This is a genomic window from Rhizobium sp. RAF36 (assembly GCF_052114105.1).
GTDB lineage: Bacteria > Pseudomonadota > Alphaproteobacteria > Rhizobiales > Rhizobiaceae > Rhizobium.
In genome coordinates this window covers 43,741-61,923 of the sequence record NZ_JBFREC010000010.1, presented here as the reverse complement: position 1 = coordinate 61,923, position 18,183 = coordinate 43,741, and the positions used below count along the sequence as shown (strand labels likewise).

17 protein-coding genes are annotated in these 18,183 nt (G+C 62.9%); 10 read left to right on the top strand and 7 right to left on the bottom strand.

What is annotated here, in order from left to right; genetic code table 11:
* Positions 1–90 precede the first annotated feature (90 nt).
* Genes AB4Z25_RS25715 through AB4Z25_RS25705 form a run of 3 tightly spaced genes read left to right on the top strand, consistent with a single transcriptional unit; the run spans position 91 to position 3,042 of the window.
* Positions 91–1,239: a Re/Si-specific NAD(P)(+) transhydrogenase subunit alpha gene (locus AB4Z25_RS25715; protein ID WP_112538056.1), complete on the top strand. Its 1,149-nt coding sequence runs from the start codon at positions 91–93 to the stop codon at positions 1,237–1,239.
* On the top strand, positions 1,239–1,637 hold the full coding sequence (locus AB4Z25_RS25710) for a proton-translocating transhydrogenase family protein (RefSeq protein ID WP_112385583.1): 399 nt from the start codon (positions 1,239–1,241) through the stop codon (positions 1,635–1,637). Before AB4Z25_RS25715 ends, AB4Z25_RS25710 begins: the two co-directional genes overlap by 1 nt.
* A 10-nt stretch (positions 1,638–1,647) precedes the next feature.
* Entirely contained in the window at positions 1,648–3,042 is a 1,395-nt protein-coding gene (locus AB4Z25_RS25705; RefSeq protein ID WP_112538055.1) for an NAD(P)(+) transhydrogenase (Re/Si-specific) subunit beta, read from the top strand.
* Between the two features lie 117 nt (positions 3,043–3,159).
* On the opposite strand, the gene AB4Z25_RS25700 is transcribed toward AB4Z25_RS25705, so the two are convergent.
* The 5 genes from AB4Z25_RS25700 to rpsU all read right to left on the bottom strand — a co-directional run bounded on the left by AB4Z25_RS25700 (position 3,160) and on the right by rpsU (position 7,885).
* Positions 3,160–3,642 (bottom strand): DUF992 domain-containing protein, encoded by a 483-nt coding sequence (locus AB4Z25_RS25700; RefSeq protein ID WP_112385581.1) that lies wholly within the window; start codon positions 3,640–3,642, stop codon positions 3,160–3,162.
* Positions 3,643–3,704: 62 nt separating this feature from the next.
* Positions 3,705–5,363, bottom strand: a complete 1,659-nt coding sequence (locus tag AB4Z25_RS25695; protein ID WP_112538053.1) for a sensor histidine kinase — start codon at positions 5,361–5,363, stop codon at positions 3,705–3,707.
* Between the two features lie 210 nt (positions 5,364–5,573).
* Positions 5,574–6,638, bottom strand: coding sequence for an FAD-dependent oxidoreductase (locus tag AB4Z25_RS25690; protein ID WP_112538052.1), 1,065 nt, complete (start codon positions 6,636–6,638; stop codon positions 5,574–5,576).
* A gap of 24 nt (positions 6,639–6,662) precedes the next feature.
* Entirely contained in the window at positions 6,663–7,535 is an 873-nt protein-coding gene (locus AB4Z25_RS25685) for a tetratricopeptide repeat protein (RefSeq protein ID WP_112538051.1), read from the bottom strand.
* A 137-nt stretch (positions 7,536–7,672) separates the two neighbouring features.
* A complete protein-coding gene (gene rpsU, locus AB4Z25_RS25680) occupies positions 7,673–7,885 on the bottom strand; it encodes a 30S ribosomal protein S21 (RefSeq protein ID WP_003585885.1) in 213 nt (70 codons plus the stop codon).
* 278 nt (positions 7,886–8,163) lie between these two features.
* Between rpsU and AB4Z25_RS25675 the strand changes: the two genes are divergently transcribed.
* Complete coding sequence (locus AB4Z25_RS25675; protein ID WP_112538081.1) at positions 8,164–10,341, top strand: adenylate/guanylate cyclase domain-containing protein; 2,178 nt, start codon at positions 8,164–8,166, stop codon at positions 10,339–10,341.
* Here the strand turns inward: AB4Z25_RS25675 and AB4Z25_RS25670 are convergent.
* A complete protein-coding gene (locus AB4Z25_RS25670; RefSeq protein WP_442210024.1) occupies positions 10,338–11,387 on the bottom strand; it encodes a FecR family protein in 1,050 nt (349 codons plus the stop codon). The two genes, AB4Z25_RS25675 and AB4Z25_RS25670, sit on opposite strands and share 4 nt — an antisense overlap.
* 244 nt (positions 11,388–11,631) lie before the next feature.
* On the opposite strand from AB4Z25_RS25670, the gene AB4Z25_RS25665 reads away from it, so the two are divergent.
* From AB4Z25_RS25665 to AB4Z25_RS25640, 6 genes are read left to right on the top strand one after another with little or no spacing between them, the layout of a single operon-like run.
* Positions 11,632–12,885: a sarcosine oxidase subunit beta family protein gene (locus tag AB4Z25_RS25665; RefSeq protein ID WP_112516807.1), complete on the top strand. Its 1,254-nt coding sequence runs from the start codon at positions 11,632–11,634 to the stop codon at positions 12,883–12,885.
* Positions 12,885–13,286, top strand: a complete 402-nt coding sequence (locus AB4Z25_RS25660; protein ID WP_112538049.1) for a hypothetical protein — start codon at positions 12,885–12,887, stop codon at positions 13,284–13,286. The genes AB4Z25_RS25665 and AB4Z25_RS25660 overlap by 1 nt, the downstream gene beginning before the upstream one ends.
* A 12-nt stretch (positions 13,287–13,298) precedes the next feature.
* Complete coding sequence (locus tag AB4Z25_RS25655; protein ID WP_112538048.1) at positions 13,299–13,658, top strand: sarcosine oxidase subunit delta; 360 nt, start codon at positions 13,299–13,301, stop codon at positions 13,656–13,658.
* Positions 13,655–16,648: a sarcosine oxidase subunit alpha gene (locus tag AB4Z25_RS25650; protein ID WP_112538047.1), complete on the top strand. Its 2,994-nt coding sequence runs from the start codon at positions 13,655–13,657 to the stop codon at positions 16,646–16,648. The genes AB4Z25_RS25655 and AB4Z25_RS25650 overlap by 4 nt, the downstream gene beginning before the upstream one ends.
* Positions 16,641–17,189 carry a sarcosine oxidase subunit gamma gene (locus AB4Z25_RS25645; protein ID WP_112538046.1) on the top strand — a complete coding sequence of 183 codons (549 nt, stop codon included), beginning with the start codon at positions 16,641–16,643 and terminating at the stop codon, positions 17,187–17,189. Before AB4Z25_RS25650 ends, AB4Z25_RS25645 begins: the two co-directional genes overlap by 8 nt.
* Before the next feature lie 13 nt (positions 17,190–17,202).
* Positions 17,203–17,601 (top strand): VOC family protein, encoded by a 399-nt coding sequence (locus tag AB4Z25_RS25640; RefSeq protein WP_112516802.1) that lies wholly within the window; start codon positions 17,203–17,205, stop codon positions 17,599–17,601.
* Positions 17,602–17,615: 14 nt separating this feature from the next.
* Here AB4Z25_RS25640 and AB4Z25_RS25635 read toward each other — a convergent pair whose 3' ends face one another.
* Entirely contained in the window at positions 17,616–18,101 is a 486-nt protein-coding gene (locus AB4Z25_RS25635; RefSeq protein WP_112385570.1) for a MaoC family dehydratase, read from the bottom strand.
* Between the last annotated feature and the right edge of the window lie 82 nt (positions 18,102–18,183).

The window sequence follows — 18,183 nt, the reverse complement described above, 5'->3', positions numbered from 1 at the left end:
CAGGGAGGGGCGATTTTCCAAAGATTTTCTGACGCTTGGCCATAAGCGGGGAGACCCGCGGCGGTCTGGCTGACCCGGAGGAGGGGGCAGTTGGGCACTATCGTATTCGTCGCGCGTGAAGCGGCGGACTTGGAGACGCGCGTATCGGCGTCGCCCGAGACCGTCAAGAAGATGAAGGGCCTCGGCTTCGACGTGATCGTCGAGGCGGGGGCGGGTGGCCTGTCGCGTATTCCGGACGGGGAATTCGAGGCTGCCGGTGCGAGGATCGGCACGGCTGCCGATGCTGCTTCGGCCGACGTTGTCCTGAAGGTGCGCCGCCCGGCTGCGGCCGAGATTGCCGGATACAAGAGCGGTGCTGTCGTCATCGCCATCATGGATCCCTACGGCAATGACGAAGCGATTGCCGGGATGGCAAGTGCCGGTCTCTCCGCCTTCGCCATGGAACTGATGCCGCGCATAACCCGCGCCCAGTCGATGGACGTGCTCTCCTCTCAGGCCAATCTCGCCGGTTATCAGGCGGTCATCGAGGCGGCTGCGGTCTATGACCGCGCCATGCCGATGATGATGACGGCCGCAGGCACGGTGCCGGCCGCCAAGGTCTTCGTCATGGGCGCCGGTGTTGCCGGTCTGCAGGCGATCGCCACCGCGCGCCGTCTGGGTGCCGCGGTTTCTGCAACCGACGTTCGCCCGGCCGCCAAGGAACAGGTCGCCTCGCTCGGCGCCAAGTTCATCGCCGTCGAGGACGATGAGTTCAAGGCCGCCGAAACGGCTGGCGGCTATGCCAAGGAAATGTCGAAAGACTATCAGGCGAAACAGGCGGCGCTGGTTGCCGAACATATCGCCAAGCAGGACATCGTCATCACCACGGCGCTGATCCCCGGCCGACCGGCGCCGCGCCTCGTGACGCGCGAGATGCTGAAGGCGATGAAGCCCGGCGCCATCGCCGTCGATCTCGCGGTCGAGCGTGGCGGCAATATCGAGGGTGCTTTGGCCGATCAGGTGGCCGAGGTCGAAGGCGTCAAGGTCATCGGCTATGCCAATATGGCGGGCCGCGTCGCGGCCAGCGCCTCGGCGCTCTATGCCAAGAACCTCCTGACGTTCCTGGAGACCATGGTCAACAAGGACACGAAGACGGTGGTCATCAATCTCGACGACGAGCTGATCAAGGCGACGATGCTGACTTATGCCGGCGATGTCGTGCATCCGGCATTCGGCGGCGCCAAGAAAGGGGATAACTGATGGCCAGTGAAGCAATGGACAAGGCCCTCGAGCAGCTCGACCAGGCCGTCACCGCGGTGGCAACAGCTGCCGCGCACGCGCCTGAAGTTGCCAGTGCTGCCACCGGCGGGGCGATCGATCCCTTCGTCTTCCAGCTGGCGATCTTCGTGCTGGCGATCTTCGTCGGATACTATGTCGTCTGGTCGGTGACGCCGGCGCTGCACACGCCGCTGATGGCGGTCACCAATGCCATCTCCTCCGTCATCGTCGTCGGCGCGCTGCTTGCAGTCGGCATCTCGGCCAGCGGTCTGGCAACCGGCTTCGGCTTTGTGGCGCTGGTTCTCGTCTCGGTCAATATCTTCGGCGGCTTCCTCGTCACGCAGCGCATGCTGGCGATGTACCGCAAGAAGGACAAGTGAGGCCGGACGCATGACCAATATCGCAGCTTTCCTCTACCTCGTCTCCGGCGTGCTGTTCATCCTGGCGCTCCGCGGTCTGTCCCATCCCGCCACCAGCCGCAAGGGCAATCTCTACGGAATGATCGGCATGGGGATCGCCATCCTCACGACGCTGGTGCTGGCGACACCGTCCTTCATCGGCTTCGTGCTGATCGTGCTCGGCCTGGCGATCGGCGGCGGTGCCGGCGCCTATATCGCCCGCGTCATTCCAATGACCTCGATGCCGCAGCTGGTCGCTGGCTTCCACTCGCTGGTCGGCCTTGCTGCCGTGCTGGTCGCAGCATCCGCGCTCTATACGCCGCTCTCCTTCGGCATCGGCGATATCGGCTCGATCCATGCCGAAGCGCGTGTCGAGATGGCGATCGGTGCGGCCATCGGCGCGCTGACCTTCACCGGCTCGATCATCGCCTTCCTGAAGCTCGACGGGCGGATGTCCGGCAAACCGATCATGCTGCCGTTCCGCCACGTCATCAACGCCGCGCTGCTGGTGCTGATTGTCTTCTTCATCATCGGCCTTGCGGTCACCGAAAGCCATTTCGATTTCTGGGCGATCATCGTGCTGGCGCTGGCGCTCGGCGTGCTGCTGATCGTGCCGATCGGCGGCGCCGACATGCCCGTCGTCGTCTCGATGCTGAATTCCTATTCGGGCTGGGCGGCAGCCGGCATCGGCTTCACGCTCGGCAATCTGGCGCTGATCATCACCGGCGCGCTGGTCGGCTCGTCTGGTGCGATCCTGTCCTACATCATGTGCAAGGGCATGAACCGCTCCTTCATCTCGGTCATCCTCGGCGGCTTCGGCGGCGAGACATCGGGCGGTGCGGCCGACAATTCCGACAAGACGGTCAAGCTCGGTTCGGCCGAGGATGCCGCCTATCTGATGGCCAATGCCTCGAAGGTGATCATCGTCCCGGGCTACGGCATGGCGGTAGCACAGGCCCAGCATGCGCTGCGCGAACTCGCCGATAATCTCAAGAAGGCCGGTGTCGAGGTCAAGTACGCGATCCATCCGGTCGCGGGCCGCATGCCCGGCCATATGAACGTGCTGCTGGCCGAAGCCAATGTTCCCTATGACGAGGTCTTCGAGCTCGAGGACATCAATTCGGAATTCGCCCAGGCCGACGTTGCCTATGTCATCGGCGCCAACGACGTCACCAACCCGGCGGCGCGCGACGACAAGACCTCGCCGATCTACGGCATGCCGATCCTCGACGTTGACAAGGCCAAGACCTGCATCTTCGTCAAGCGCTCGCTCGGCTCCGGCTATGCCGGCATCGACAACACGCTGTTCTACAAGGACGGCACGATGATGCTGCTCGGAGACGCCAAGAAGGTCACCGAAGAGATCAACAAGTCGATCGGTCATTGAGCGGTTTGAACGCGACCATGCGGAAAGAGCCCGGTTTCGCCGGGCTCTTTGCTTTTATGGCGTAGGCACAGAAAATGCCTGCCGCGGCAGGCCTTTTCCTCGCCGCTGAACCGGAGGTCAGGTCGCAGCGGGCGCCAGCGTCATTTTCTCCACGCCGACAGCGAGGTTCAGGCCTTCCTGGGCCTGGACATTGAGCGGCTGCAGCATGAAGGATTGGTTGGTACCGCCGGCGATCACCTTTGCGCCGGCCCCAGCGCCGAAGCTGGCATCGGCACCGACGCCGTAATATTCGCCGGCGAGCGCGAATTGCGGGAAGTCTGTGCCTGTCTTGGCCAGCACCTGCCAGATCATCACGCTCTTGCCGGTCTGGCCTATATCGATGCCGTATTTCTCGATCTTACCCGCATAGACGGCCTTCGCACCGCCGCCTGCCGGCGTGTAGGTGCAGATCAGGTTCTTCTCGGACTTGATGATGAGACCCTGACCGCCGTCCGAGCCGCAGACGAGGCGCCCGAGGCTGACATAGTCGGCAGCTGCCGCCGGTGTGGCGCAGGCTGCAGCGGTCAGCGCGGCGGCTGCGATCATCGTTTGCTTGAACATGGTCCTTCTCCTTTGAATGACCTGTTCGAAACGGGCGGCGCTTTTGATTGTTCCCGCCGGCTCTAATCGCGGGCCAGTGTGCTGCGGGTTGCCGTCAGCACCCAGAGCAGGCCTTCCGCCAGGTAATCGACCTGAACGGTGCCGCGGAAGGCAGCTGCCGCATGCATCTTGATGACCGTCGTGCCGAATCCGGAGCGCTCCGGCACTTTCACCGCAGGTCCGCTCAGTTCCCGCCAGATGAACCGGAGCATCGGCTCCGTCTGGTTTTCGACTTCGACCTCCTCCCAGGAGAAGGTCACGCGTCCCTCGGGGATCGACAGGGCGCCGTATTTCACCGAGTTGGTCGCCAGTTCATGCAGCGTCAGGCCGAGATTCTGGACTGCCTCGGGCTTCAGCATGAAGTCCTTGCCATCGATTTCGATTTGCTCGACGGCCTGCGGGAAGGCGTCGAGATGTATATCCACCACCCGCCGCAGCGAGGCGCCGGCCCATTGTTCGCTGGTCAGGAGCTCGATCGACCGCACGAGGCCATCCAGCCGCTCGGCAACGGCTGCCTGAAAACCCTCGACGCTGTCGGCTTGCTTCGCAAGCTGGCGCATCATCGCCTGGGCCAGCGTCAACAGGTTCTTGGTGCGATGAACCAGTTCGTTCATGACGAAATGCAGCCGGTCCTCGGTCTGGCTGCGATCGAAGGAGGCGTTGGACAGCGCGACGGCCACCTGGTTGGCCTCGACGACGCTGGTATCGATCGGCGCGACGATGTGGCCCTCGCCCATGCGGTTTGCCATCTCGGCGATATCGCGGATTGTCGTGCGCACCTGACGGGCCACGGCATAGGCGGCGAAAACGGCGACGGCGAGGAGGGCAATGCCGCCGATGATCAGAAAGCGCCAGGTCGTCAGGATCGATGCCTGCGCTGTGGAGATCGGCCCCCAGATTACCGTCTTCCATGACCAGCCGGGGATCTGCGCGTAGCCGAGCAACTGGTTGGGCAGGATCTTGCGGTCCTCGAAGACGCCGCGGGACGCGATGAGCGAGGGCAGGATACGCGGGTCGAAGGCGGTGCCGGGTTCGATGGCGAAGGGCCCGCCCGAGGCGACGACGTGCCCGGACTGGTCGATGACGGCTGCCGACCATCCGGCCGCAAGGCCTTCCGGCTGCAGCATCTTCGCCAGGTCCTTGGCGTTCTGGGTGATGATCAGCGCCGCTGCGTTGCCGGTCTGGACCGGCATGGTCACGTTGTAGACCCACTCGCCGCTGGTGCTGCCCTGGAAAACGTTGGAGGCCTCGATCCGGCCGCTATCCATGGCGTATTTGAGCGCCGCGAGATTGCTCATCTTGCCCAACTGCGTGCCGAAATCGCGGCGGGTATTCAGCAACTGCTGGCCGTCCTTGTCGGTGGCGATGACATAAAGCGTATCGCCGCGCAGCGCCGTTTCAGTGCGCTGGTGGAAGGATGCGTAGTCGCTGTGCTCAAGCTCCGGCGAGGTGGCGAGCAGGCGGAGCGTGGTGGCCATATCCTGCAATTGCCGGTCGACGGAGCGGGAGAGGGCGAGCGCATCCTGCGCCGTCTCGCGGCGAAGTGTGTCGCGCTGGTTATCCTCCAGCTGCAGCAGCAGAAGCGTCACGAAGGCGAAGATCGGCACGGCGATGGCGACGGCCATCGCAACCAGATAGGTGCCGATCGTGGCCTTCGGAAACATGCGGGAACGCAGGCTCATCGGCAGGCTCTTCCACCTGACCGGCACACACGGAATCCGGAACTTTTTCCAACAGATAGGAAAGCAGAAAACTGCATTACCGCCATCGCCCTGAACGCGTTCTGATTCCCGATAGCCTGCTATCGATGCAGGGTCATGTTAGGGGGTGGGGGATGGGGTTGCAACCTCCTAAATGAAGGTGACGGGCTTTGTCGCATTTCGTACCAACGCTCACGCAAAACGCGCCAGGCGGAACGGCTCAAGGTCGCCTTCGGTCTCGCCGGAGAGAATTTCCTCTGACGCCAGCAGCCCGGCCAGCGGTGCCAAGGTCACGCCCGAATGCATCACGGCCACGTAGAGCCCCGGGCAGCCGCCGTTGCCGATGATCGGAAAACCATCCTTTGGCGTCGGACGGTAGCCGACGGTGAAGAATTCCATGGTCAGGTTTTCGATGCCGGCGAGATTGGCTTTCACCTTGGCGAACAATGCGGCAGCGGTCGCCTTATGGTCTGCGCCGGGCTCGCTGCCGCCGAAGTCGCTGCCGGCGATGATGCGGCCCTCGGCGGTCTGGCGTATGTGGAGCTCGGGCGCGATGACCAGGCCGTTCAGGCGCTTTTCGAATGGCCGGGAATGAACGATCAATCCTGCAGGTGCATCGATCGGCAGAGTGATCCCCGCCGAAGCCGCGATCGGGACAGCGCCTGCTCCGGCGGCTAGAACCACGTGGTCGGCCTCGACGATCCCTGCAGATGTGACGACGCCGGCAATGCCTTCACCACGTCTCAGGAGGCCGCGGACGGCGGCGGTGACGAATTTTGCGCCGCGCGCCCCGGCATCAGCCAGCATCAAACGGGCAGCGGCGACCGGCTCGACGGCGCCTTCTTCTGCAATGCGAAGTGCGGTATCGGGCAGCTGTGTCAGGAAGGGTTCGCGGGCGGCGATCCCGGCTTTGCCGATTCGCTCGATGCCATATCCCCACTGCGCATGCTGGGTCTCATAGGCGAGCAGCTCGTCTTCAGGCAGATCCCAGCATATGCCGCCACACCAGGAGAGCGGCAGGCCGGGTAGTTCGGTGGCCAGACGCTTCCACTCTGTCATCGAGCGGCGGCGGAAGCGGAAATAGAATTCGGGATTGCCCCAGCTGGCATTGATCCAGGCGAAGGAATTGGGTGTCGCAACACCGCCGGTGTCTTCGGCGATCACGGTGACGTCGGCGCCGTCGCGGGTGAGATGCCAGGCGATGGAGGCGCCGATGATGCCGGCACCGGCGACGATCACATGTTGCTTCGCCGCCATGGTGCCGTCTCCGATGCTTCAGGATCAGCCGTTGCTGCTGGGAGCGCCGAGCCGGGCCATGCCGTCTCGCGCCGGCTGGTATTTTGGGTCGAGGCCGACAGCGTGGCGATAGCTGCGCATCGCCTTGTCCTTGTCGCCGCGGCGTTCGTAGACCAGCGCCTGGTTGGCCCAGGATTCGGCAACATTGCCGTTGAGCTCGATCGCGTGGTTGAAATCGGCGAAAGCGTTATCGTCGTCGTTCAGCGCGATATACGAGATACCGCGGCCGTTATACGGCTCGGGCGAATTCGGAGAAAGCGAGATCGCCTTCGAGAAGTCGTCGATTGCCTTGTCCTGCTGATTGCGCTTCTGGAAGATCAGGCCGCGATTGTGATAGGCGCGCCCGTCGGTGGTGCCGAGCTGGATCGCCTTCGAGAAGTCGTTGAAAGCCGGATCGTCCTGGCCTGCCTGGCGGTAAACATTGCCGCGGCCGATATAGGCGACGTCATAATTCGGATTGATCTGCAGGGCGGCATTGTAATCGCCGATCGCCTGCTGCTGCTGGCCCATGTTGCGATAGACAAGCGCGCGGTTGGCATAGGCCTGGAAGAAGCGCGGGTTGATCTGCAGGGCCGTGTTGAAGTCGTTCAGCGCCGCCTTGAACTGGCCGGCGCGGCCATAGGCCGAACCACGGACGTTGTAACCTTCCGGATCGCGCGGATTGGCGTTGATGACCGAAGTCAGCGAAGCGATGTTCCCTTCCGAGCCCTGGGCCTTGTCGATGCGGATAACGGCATCGGAGGTGTTTTCGGTCTGGCAGCCGGCAAGACCGACCGCGGCAAGAACCGCCAACATCGGCATCAGCGGCGCCTTGGGCGCGCGCAAGGACCGGGACGAAGAGAACAAGAAATCAGCCATTCGTGCGCTTTCCCCATGCGTCATGTCCGAGGGCGAACGGACATGCGATCTTCAGCGGCAAATTAAAAAGGCGGCGGCGACACCAATCGCCCCCGCCAACATGCATCTGAAAACGTCGAAATAACGACGGACACGCCTTAGCGTGCAACCAGACCTTCGCGCTGTGCCCGCTTGCGAGCCAGCTTGCGAACGCGGCGAACGGCTTCAGCCTTTTCGCGAGCGCGCTTCTGCGACGGCTTTTCGTAGTAATCGCGCATCTTCATTTCGCGGAAAATACCTTCGCGCTGCATCTTCTTCTTGAGAGCGCGGAGAGCCTGGTCAACATTGTTATCGCGGACGAGTACCTGCACGAGAATCACGTTCCTTTGGTTTTGGTTGCGCCATGAGGCGACGCAGCGCCAGAGGCAAAAACATAACGTTCGCGCGGCGAGAGCCTTGCGATTGGTGATGCGGGATATCAGATCGCTTTCTGGAAGTCCAGCCGGGATGTGGACTGGTGTGGAAAAAATGGCGGATAGAGCCGCCAGCCGCACCGCCTACCCATCCATAAGGGCGAGTGGCCATCTGCGCCAAAGCGTCGTAAATTCGCTGCCGCCGCGTGGCTCCATCTCAAGAGCGCTGCATGTTCATGACGCGTACGCAGCAAATCGGCGTTCTCATCGGTCTGTTGATCGTCGCGGCGCTGACGGCCCTTCGGGCGGGCGACCCTTCGCTGCTGCGGCAGGCGCGGGATGTCACTTTCGATGAGTATCAGCGGATCGCGCCGCGGCCATTCGAGCCCGTGCCTGTGCACGTGATCGATATCGACGAGGCGTCGCTCAAGGAGTTCGGGCAATGGCCCTGGCCGCGCGACCGGCTCGCGCATCTGGTCGAGCGCCTTTCCGAAATGGGTGCCGCCGCGATCGCTTTCGACATGCTGTTTGCCGAGCCGGACCGGCTTTCACCGCGGGCGATCGCCGAGGACGCCGAAGGCATCGACCCGGCCGTGATCGCGAAATTGCCGGACAACGACCAGATCTTCGCCGATTCGATTGCTTCCAGGCCCGTCGTGCTCGGCTTCGGGCTTTCGAACGAAGGCGATTACCGTCCACCAGTGAAGGCCGGTTTTGCCTTTACAGGTGAAGATCCGGCGGCGGCACTTCCGCATCTTGCGGCGGCAACGCCGCTTCGGCCGGGGCTGGAGAAGAATGCCGCCGGGATCGGGCACATCAGCCTCAATCCCGGCAATCCTTCGCCGGTGGTGAGGGCCGTCCCGTTGTTCCTCAGTGATGGCAGCCAGTTCTATCCCAATCTCGCCATGGAAGCGTTGCGGGTGGCGCAGGGCGCATCGACCTATGTGCTGGCCGGCGCTCCCGGGGTTGCCGGGGTGATGACCTCGGCGAAGATCGGTGATTTCGTCGTCCCGGTGACGGCCGCAGGCGAACTCTGGCTTTACGTCACGCCCGACAGAGCAGAACGCTATATCTCCGCGCGGCTGATCCTCGATGGCACCGGGCCACCAGCCGCCGTCGCCGAGGCGATCAACGGCAGCATTCTCTTCATCGGCACATCTGCCGCCGGCCTGCAGGATATCCGCACCACGGCACTCGGAGAAAATGTGCCGGGCGTCTCGCTGCATGCGCAGACGGTGGAGCAGATCCTCTCTGGTCACTTCCTGTCGCGGCCGGATTGGGCTGACGGGTTGGAGATCCTGGCGATCGCCGTACTCGGGACGCTGCTGGTATTCATAACCACGTTTGTCAGCCCGGCCGTCGCGCTCGCCTGCGGGCTCGCGATCACCGCGTTGGCGCTGGTCGCGTCCTGGTTTTGCTTCTCGGCGCTCGGCCTGCTGCTTGATCCGCTGGCGCCAATCCTCGGCGGCTCGATCACGCATTTCGCGGCGACATCGTTCCGTATTCTCGTCATCGACCGGGAGAGGCGGGAGGTGCGCCGCGCCTTCGGTCATTATCTCTCGCCGTCGCTGCTTTATAGAATAGAGCACACGCGTGATGCGCTGCGCCTCGGTGGCGACGACCGGGAGTTGACCGTGATGTTCGTCGATGTCCGCGACTTCACTGAGATCAGCGAGCGGCTTCCGCCGACCGCTGTCGTCCACTTTCTGAATACGCTGCTCGATGCCTTGAGCCACCACGTGATCGCAAACGAAGGCACGCTCGACAAGTTCATCGGCGATTCGATCATGGCCTTCTGGAATGCGCCCGTCGATGTGGCCGATCACGAGGCGAAGGCGGTGCGTGCGGCGCTGGCGATGCGCGAGACGCTCGCTCGGCTGAACGCCGACGATGCCTTCGGTTTCGGCCCGGATCAGAAAGTTGGCATCGGCATCGGCATCCACACCGGTGTCGCCTGCGTCGGCAACATGGGGGCGGAAACGCGCTTCAACTATTCGGCCGTCGGCGACGCGGTCAATGTCGCGGCGCGTATCGAATCCTCCTGCAAGGAGGTCGGTTTCGACATTCTGATTTCGGAAGAAACCGCCAAGCGCCAGCGGGAGATGGCGCTGCTGGAGGCCGGTGCAGTCGGGTTGAAGGGGAAAAGCACGCGGACCGAACTCTTCGCCGTCGTCGGCGGCCCGACACTTGCCGGGTCGGCCGAGTTCACCGAATTGCGTCTGCTGCATGCGGAACTGCTCTCGGCGTTGCGGAGCCGCTCGCCAGCGCTCCGGCGGATCGCTGGCGCCATCAGGCTGAAAGCCAGAGCCGTGTCGCCGCATCTGCCGGATTTCTACCGCAAGCTCGCCCGCCGTGCCGATCATTTCCGTGATGCGCCACCGGCGCCGCATAAACGGCAGATCGTCCAATCCTAACGGCCGCGGCTCCAGTTGCTGCGATCCCTTCCGTCCCGATTGCCGCCCCTGTCACCGCGATCGCCATCATGGTCGCGGCCACCGTGTCCGCGGCCATGCCCGTGATCATCGCCGCCGTGATTGTGACCTTCAGGGTTATCCGGTCGATCCGGCCTATCGGGTCTGTCTGGCCGATCTGGCCGATCCGGTCTGTCGGGTCTGTCCGGCCGGTGCGGTTTGTCAGGCTTGTCCGGTTTGTGGGGCCTATCCGGCTTGTCCGGCTTATGGGGCTTGTGAGGCTTATCCGGTTTTGACGGGTTCTCCGGTGGAACCGGCGGAGGCGGTGGCGGCGGCGCCAGGCGGGGAGCGGGGGGCACCGGGTCGCGCCGGTCCTGCAATGCGGCGCTCATGCCGCAGCTGGTGCCCAGCATGCCCGAGAGACGCTGACTACCGGACAGAAACGGAAGGGCGCGATTGGTGCCGAGCGTCTGCAGCACGCTGCGATCGACATGCTTGACGTCGGTCATGCCGCCGCTGCGATCGGCGATCACGCAGTCGCAGCGCCGCGTCAGCTGCCGGCAGCCGCCAGGTCCGCAGAATTGCGCCGCGCCGTTCAGAAGCACCACGGCCGTCGTGCCATCCGGACCGACGAAGAAATCGAAGGCGGTGCCCCTGACGCCGATTGTTCCGGCAGGGGTTAGGATCTGGTAGGCCGAGGACTTGGAGCTGCCGCTGATCCAGCGGAATGTGCCCTTTGCAGCCTTGATACTAAGACGCTTCACGGAATCGCTGTCGTCGAAGACATAGCGGTCGATGACGACGGATGAGCCCCAGCCGACAGCAAGTTTCGTTCCGTCGCGGAAGACGAACTGCCCCAGGCCCGATTGCGAGGTGCGGATGCGATCGTCGCGATAGACGGCAGAGTTGACTTCGAGTGGCCCCTGTTCGCCGGTCACTGATGTTTTGATCTCCACAGCTTCGCCCACGGCTTCCGCCGCCGCGGCTACTATCGGGATCAATGACGTAAAACCGAGTGCCGCAATTGCAGCACATCGCGAAAACCACATGAAATATCCCTCACATATATGGATATTAGCATGTTCTGCGCCGCACGGTCTGCCTGCCCTCTTGGGCTAACCCCAAGCAGGGACTGCGTTTACGCGGAACTGGAAGGTGTCAGGCACGCGGCACGATCTTGCGCATGTCAAACAAAAGCCGTTTCACGTCGCAAAAGAAACGTTGTGCCGCTTTTGGATTTGCGATTTGTATGGCCACGAAGAAGAATGCCTGTCCCTAAGGAGATGATGGCGGATGCGGAAATACTCGGTCTTTGCCGTTGCGAGAGAAGCCCTCCGAGCCCACAAGGGTTGGGAAAAGCAGTGGACCTCTCCGGAGCCGCGGTCGGAATACGACGTCATCATCATCGGCGGCGGCGGCCATGGTCTCGGTGCCGCCTATTATCTCGCCAAGGAGCACGGCATCACCAATGTCGCGGTGCTCGAAAAGGGATGGCTCGGCGGCGGCAATACCGGCCGCAACACGACCATCATCCGCTCGAACTATCTCTATGAAGAGAGCATGCACATCTACGAGCATTCGATGAAGCTCTGGGAGAACCTCTCCCAGGACCTCAACTACAATGTGATGTATTCGCCGCGCGGCGTGATGATGCTCTCGCACAATGTTCACGACCAGCAATCCTTCAAGCGGCACATTCATGCGAACCGTCTCTACGGCATCGATAATGAATGGCTGACGCCGGAGCAGGCCAAGGCCTATTGCCCGCCGCTCGATATTTCGGCGAGCGCCCGCTACCCTATCAATGGCGCCGCCCTGCAGCGCCGCGGCGGTACGGCGCGTCACGATGCGGTTGCCTGGGGCTATGCGCGCGCCGCCTCGGACCGCGGCGTCCACATCATCCAGAATTGCGAAGTCACCGGCATCCGCCGCGGTCCTGATGGCCGTGTCACCGGTGTCGAGACCAACCGTGGCTACATCGGCGCGAAGAAGATCGGCGTTTCTGCCGCCGGTCACTCCACCGTCGTGATGAACATGGCCGACGTGCGCGTGCCGCTGCAATCGAGCCCGCTTCAGGCCTTGGTGTCCGAGCCGCTGAAGCCGATCTTCCCCTGCGTCGTCATGTCGAACACCGTGCATGCTTATATTTCGCAGTCGGACAAGGGCGAGTTGGTCATCGGCGCCGGTACGGACCAGTACAATTCGTACTCGCAGACCGGTGGCCTCCAGATCATCACCCATACGCTGGACGCCATCTGCGAACTCTTCCCGATGTTCCGCCGCGTCAAGATGATGCGCCAGTGGGGCGGTATCGTCGACAACACGCCGGATCGTTCGGCGATCCAGTCGAAGACGCCGGTACCGGGGCTCTACGTCAACTGCGGCTGGGGTACGGGCGGCTTCAAGGCGACGCCGGGTTCGGCAAACCTGTTTGCGCATCTCATCGCCCGCGACGAGGCGCATAAGTTCAATGCCGGGCTGACGCTTGACCGCTTCCGGACCGGCCGCCTCATCGACGAGGCAGCGGCTGCCGCCGTGGCGCACTGATGATTGCGGAAGTCCTCCTTTCGGCGGGACTTGTCATGGGGGCGGTGCCCGCAGGCAATGTCGTGCCGGAAACCGGGGATTTCCGGCTTCAGAAGATCGTGCGGGCAGGGGGCGAAAAGGACTGGCCCTTTGTGGCGGATAGCGGAATGCTGGCCTGCGCCTTCGTTTTCCACCAGCCGGCAGTCTATTTCCTGCCGTCGGAGGGCGGTTCGAAAGACAGGGCTTACGTGATCGATACGGACTTATACGGAATGGCTTTCGCGAATATCGGCATAACGGATGTGTTGAAGCCCTACGAGAATTTCGAGCAGCTGCTCAAACGGATCGGCCCCTATGTCGCGCTTGGCAGGCGGCTTTGCAATCAACCTCCCGGAACCATTGTTTCCGGATCGGAACTCTAAGACAGGTATCACATGCTACTGATCTACTGCCCTTACTGTCAGGAAGAGCGCTCCGAGCTCGAATTCCGCGGCGCCGGCGATGCGCATATCGCCCGCCCAACCGACATCGCGTCGATCTCCGACGAGGCGTTCGAAGAGTATTTCTTCCTACGCAATAATCCGAAGGGACTGATCTTCGAGCGCTGGCGGCACATGAACGGCTGTGGCCGCTTCTTCAATGCGGCGCGCGACACGATCAGCGACAAATTCATCAAGACGTACAAGGCAGGCGAGCCGAAGCCTGAGATCGGCACTGCCGCCGTTCCGCACACCCCCGTCGAAACCTATGAAGCCGCGGTTGTCGAAGACAACCGAGATGGAGACGCAAAATGAGCGGCGCGAACCGTATTGCAGGCAAGGGGCGTCTGACGCCAGCCAAGACCGCCCGCTTCACCTTCGACGGCAAGAGCTACACGGCGCTTGAGGGCGACACCGTCGCTTCGGCGCTGATTGCCAACGGCGTGCATCTGGTCGGCCGCTCCTTCAAGTACCACCGTCCGCGCGGCATCTTGTCTGCCGGTGCGGAAGAGCCGAATGCGCTGATCGACGTTGCGCGCGACAGCGCCCGCAAGCAGCCGAACGTGCGCGCCACGGTTCAGGAAGTCTTCGACGGCATGATCGTCAAGTCGCAAAACCGTTTCCCGTCGCTCGCCTTCGATATCGGCGGCGTCAACAACCTGATGTCGCCGTTCTTCGCGGCCGGTTTCTACTACAAGACCTTCATGTGGCCGAAGGCTGCCTGGAAGCATGTCTACGAGCCGATGATCCGCCGGGCTGCCGGTCTGGGCGTCGCGCCGACCGAAGCCGATCCCGATCACTATGCCAGCCGCTACGCGCATTGCGACGTGCTGGTCGCCGGTGCCGGCGTTGCCGGTCTTTCGGCAGCTCTTGCTGCGGCCGAAGCCGGCGCAAGCGTCATCCTCTGCGACGAGCAGGCGGATGTCGGCGGCGCGCTGCGTTATGACAGCGGCGTCAGGATCGATGGCGTCGATGGCTATACCTGGGCGCAGCAGACGGCTGCCAAGCTCCGGGCGATGGACAATGTCCAGGTGCTGACCCGCACGACCGCCTTCGGCTACTACAACCACAATTTCGTGGCGCTTGCCGAGCGCGTTACCGACCACGTTTCCAACCCTGGCCGCGAATTGCCGCGCGAGCGCCTCTGGCAGGTGCGTGCCAAGCGGGTGATCCTCGCCAATGGTGCGATCGAGCGCCACATGGTGTTCCCGAACAACGACCGCCCAGGCATCATGCTGGCATCTGCCGCGCGCATGTATCTCAACCAGTACGGCGTGGCCGTCGGTGCAAAGGTTGGTGTCTATACCGCACATGACTCTGCCTATGAGGCTGCCTTCGATCTGAAGCGCGCCGGTGTGGCGATCGCGGCTATCGTCGATTGCCGCCCGCAGCCGGGCGCCGCCGTTCTGGCCGAAGCCCGTTCGCTCGGCATCGAGGTGCTGGCAGGCCATGCGGTGCTCGATACCGCCGGCAAGCTGCGCGTCTCCTCGATGACCGTTGCCCGCAATGGCGGCAGTTCGCCGCGCAAGATCGCCATCGACGCGCTGCTGGTGTCCGCCGGCTGGACGCCCTCGGTGCATCTGTTCTCGCAGTCTCGCGGCAAGGTGAAGTTCGACGTGGAGACCGAGCGGTTCCTGCCGGGCACCTATGCGCAGGAATGCCTCTCAGTCGGCGCCTGCAACGGCACCGACGATCTGCAGCAGACGATCGAAGAATCGCTTGCCGCCGGTGAACTGATGGCGCAGGCATCCGGCAAGCAGGGCAGCGGCAAGATCAGCATCGCTGCCGAGCAGGCCTTCCAGTGGACCGGCGGAATGATCGGCGCTGCCGAAGGTGCCGGACCCGATACCAGCGCCAAGGCCTTCATCGATTTCCAGCACGACGTTTGCGCCAAGGACATCCGCCTTGCCGTTCGCGAAGGCATGCATTCGATCGAGCATATCAAGCGCTTCACGACGAATGGCATGGCATCCGACCAGGGCAAGCTGTCCAACATGCACGGTCTGGCGATTGCAGCCGAAATGCTGGGCAAGGATATCCCGCAGGTCGGCCTCACCACCTTCCGTGCGCCCTATACGCCCGTCACCTACGGTACGCTGATCGCGCATTCGCGTGGCGAGCTGTTCGACCCTACGCGCAAGACGCCGCTTCACCAGTGGGAAGAGGCACAAGGTGCGGTGTTCGAGGATGTCGGCAACTGGAAGCGCGCCTGGTTCTATCCGCGCGCTGGCGAGACCATGCATCAGGCCGTCTCGCGCGAATGCAAGACGGCGCGTGAGGTCGCGGGCGTATTCGACGCTTCGACCCTCGGCAAGATCGAAGTCGTCGGCCCTGACGCCGCCCAGTTCATGAACCTGATGTATACCAACGCCTGGGATACGCTGAAGCCCGGCAAGTGCCGCTATGGCATCATGACCCGCGAAGACGGCTTCGTTTATGACGACGGCGTCGTCGGCCGCCTGAGCGAGGATCGCTTCCATGTGACGACGACGACGGGCGGCGCGCCGCGCGTTCTCAACCATATGGAAGACTACCTGCAGACGGAATTCCCGCATCTGAACGTCTGGCTGACCTCGGTCACCGAACAGTGGGCGGTCATTGCGGTTCAGGGCCCGAAGGCACGCGAGATCATCGCTCCGCTCGTCGAGGGCGTCGATATCTCCAACGAAGCCTTCCCGCATATGAGCGTTGCCGAGTGCAAGGTCATGGGCGTTCCGGCACGTCTGTTCCGCGTTTCGTTCACCGGTGAGGCTGGTTTCGAAATCAACGTTCCTGCCGATTACGGTCAGGCCGTGCTCGAAGCCGTCTGGGCCAATGCAGAGCCGCTCGGCGCCTGCGCCTACGGTACGGAAACCATGCACGTGCTGCGCGCCGAAAAGGGATACATCATCGTCGGCCAGGACACCGATGGCACTGTTACCCCTGACGATGCAGGTCTTTCCTGGGCGGTTTCCAAGAAGAAGACCGATTTCGTCGGCATCCGCGGCCTGAAGCGTATCGACCTCACGAAGGAAGGCCGCAAGCAGCTGGTCGGTCTCGTGACCAAGGATCCGAACGTTGTTCTCGAGGAAGGTGCGCAGGTCGTTGCCAATCCGAACGAACCGAAGCCGATGACCATGCTCGGGCATGTCACCTCGTCCTACTGGTCGGAAAATTGCGGCCGCTCGATCGCCTTCGCGCTCGTTGCCGGCGGCAGGGCGCGGATGGGCGAGACGCTCTACATACCGATGCCCGATAAGACCATTGCCGTCGAGGTGACGGATATGGTGTTCTTTGACAAGGAAGGAGGCCGGATCAATGGCTGAGACCGCAATTCGTAGATCCGTTCTCGCCGACCGTCATGGCGGCTCCTCGGCCGTCCGGCTGACTTCGGCTGCGCCCGCAACGCGGGTGGCGCTACGCGCGCCGCAGGCTTCGCTACAGGCGCTGACGGCAGCGCTTGGCGTCACCATCCCGAACGCGCCGAAGACATCCGGCCGTTCCGGTGGACGCTCGGTGCTGTGGATCGGCCCGGACGAATGGCTGGTCATCGACGAAAGCGGTGCCGACCTGATGGCCGCTCTGTCCGGTGTCTCTGAGATGCATTCGGCAACCGACGTCTCGCACCGCAATGTCGGCATTATCGTCTCGGGTCCGGGTGCCGAGCTGGCTCTCGCCTCCGGCTGCCCCCAGGACCTGTCGCTCGCAACCTTCCCTGTTGGAGCCTGCTCGCGCACCATCTTCGGCAAGGCCGAAATCATCCTCTTCCGCACGGAAGACGATACGTTCCGTGTCGAATGCTGGCGCTCTTTTGCGACCTTTGTCTTCGGTCTTCTCAGCGAAGGTGCCGAGGACGCTGGGCACTAGGGGCGGACTGCCGATGCTGCATCATATCTCCCTCGGCGTTTCGGACATCGAACGTTCGGCGGCATTTTATGATGCTGTTCTTCAGCCGCTCGGCTACGTTCGGGTTTGGGAAGATCTCCGGCCGGGGGAGGCCGGGCAGGCAGTTGGCTACGGTGTGCCGGGTGGTGGCGACAAGCTGGCGCTGAAGCATGTCTCCGAACGGCAGCGTCCTCCGGGGCCAGGCTTCCACCTGGCGGTTGCAGCACCCGATCGCAACGCCGTCGCGCTATTTCACGCGGCGGCCTTGGCTAACGGAGGCAGCGACAATGGACGCCCTGGCCTCAGACCCGACTATGGCGAGCATTACTATGCAGCCTTTATCGTCGACCCTGATGGCCATCATCTGGAAGCTGTATTAAATTCAGCTGAGTAAGAGCCGCGCCGGCCTTACGCTGCCGGCCGGTCCTTCGGGTCGAACTGGGCAATGGTGATCCAGTTGGCCGTCAGCGCCGGTTTCTTCTCGTTTTCGATTTCGACCGATACTTCATAGGTCGTCATCATCATCGCTGCGCCACGCAGGCGGGCGTCGGCGAGGGTGAAATGGCCGCGGATGCGCGCGCCGGTCTTCACCGGTGACATGAAGCGGATCTTGTCGAAGCCGTAGTTGATGCCCATCGTCTGTTCGCGGATCTTCGGCAGAGCGTCGAAGTTCATCGCCGAGAGCAGCGACAGTGTCAGGAAGCCATGGGCGATCGTTCCGCCGTAAGGGCTTTCGGCGGCTGCGCGTTCGGGATCGGTGTGGATGAACTGGTGGTCGTTGGTGGCGCCGGCAAAGGCATCGATCATCGTCTGGTCGACCGTGATCCAATCGGAGATCCCGGTCTTGGTGCCGACGAGACCTTTCACGTCGGCGAGCGCAATTTCCTTACCCATACAATCCTCGTCAAAACAGCCGCGAGCATCAAGCCTTATCGCGCCTTTGTGACGGTTGCGACAAGGATTCGCGCCTGATGAC

What these genes read in the sequence shown, in the direction of transcription:
- AB4Z25_RS25710 (WP_112385583.1), top strand. Translation starts at nt 1,239, where the DNA reads ATGGCCAGTGAAGCAATGGACAAGGCCCTCGAGCAGCTCGACCAGGCC.
- AB4Z25_RS25705 (WP_112538055.1), top strand. Translation starts at nt 1,648, where the DNA reads ATGACCAATATCGCAGCTTTCCTCTACCTCGTCTCCGGCGTGCTGTTC.
- AB4Z25_RS25700 (WP_112385581.1), bottom strand. Translation starts at nt 3,642, where the DNA reads ATGTTCAAGCAAACGATGATCGCAGCCGCCGCGCTGACCGCTGCAGCC.
- AB4Z25_RS25695 (WP_112538053.1), bottom strand. Translation starts at nt 5,363, where the DNA reads ATGAGCCTGCGTTCCCGCATGTTTCCGAAGGCCACGATCGGCACCTAT.
- AB4Z25_RS25690 (WP_112538052.1), bottom strand. Translation starts at nt 6,638, where the DNA reads ATGGCGGCGAAGCAACATGTGATCGTCGCCGGTGCCGGCATCATCGGC.
- AB4Z25_RS25685 (WP_112538051.1), bottom strand. Translation starts at nt 7,535, where the DNA reads ATGGCTGATTTCTTGTTCTCTTCGTCCCGGTCCTTGCGCGCGCCCAAG.
- AB4Z25_RS25675 (WP_112538081.1), top strand. Translation starts at nt 8,164, where the DNA reads ATGACGCGTACGCAGCAAATCGGCGTTCTCATCGGTCTGTTGATCGTC.
- AB4Z25_RS25670 (WP_442210024.1), bottom strand. Translation starts at nt 11,387, where the DNA reads ATGTGGTTTTCGCGATGTGCTGCAATTGCGGCACTCGGTTTTACGTCA.
- AB4Z25_RS25665 (WP_112516807.1), top strand. Translation starts at nt 11,632, where the DNA reads ATGCGGAAATACTCGGTCTTTGCCGTTGCGAGAGAAGCCCTCCGAGCC.
- AB4Z25_RS25660 (WP_112538049.1), top strand. Translation starts at nt 12,885, where the DNA reads ATGATTGCGGAAGTCCTCCTTTCGGCGGGACTTGTCATGGGGGCGGTG.
- AB4Z25_RS25655 (WP_112538048.1), top strand. Translation starts at nt 13,299, where the DNA reads ATGCTACTGATCTACTGCCCTTACTGTCAGGAAGAGCGCTCCGAGCTC.
- AB4Z25_RS25650 (WP_112538047.1), top strand. Translation starts at nt 13,655, where the DNA reads ATGAGCGGCGCGAACCGTATTGCAGGCAAGGGGCGTCTGACGCCAGCC.
- AB4Z25_RS25645 (WP_112538046.1), top strand. Translation starts at nt 16,641, where the DNA reads ATGGCTGAGACCGCAATTCGTAGATCCGTTCTCGCCGACCGTCATGGC.
- AB4Z25_RS25640 (WP_112516802.1), top strand. Translation starts at nt 17,203, where the DNA reads ATGCTGCATCATATCTCCCTCGGCGTTTCGGACATCGAACGTTCGGCG.
- AB4Z25_RS25635 (WP_112385570.1), bottom strand. Translation starts at nt 18,101, where the DNA reads ATGGGTAAGGAAATTGCGCTCGCCGACGTGAAAGGTCTCGTCGGCACC.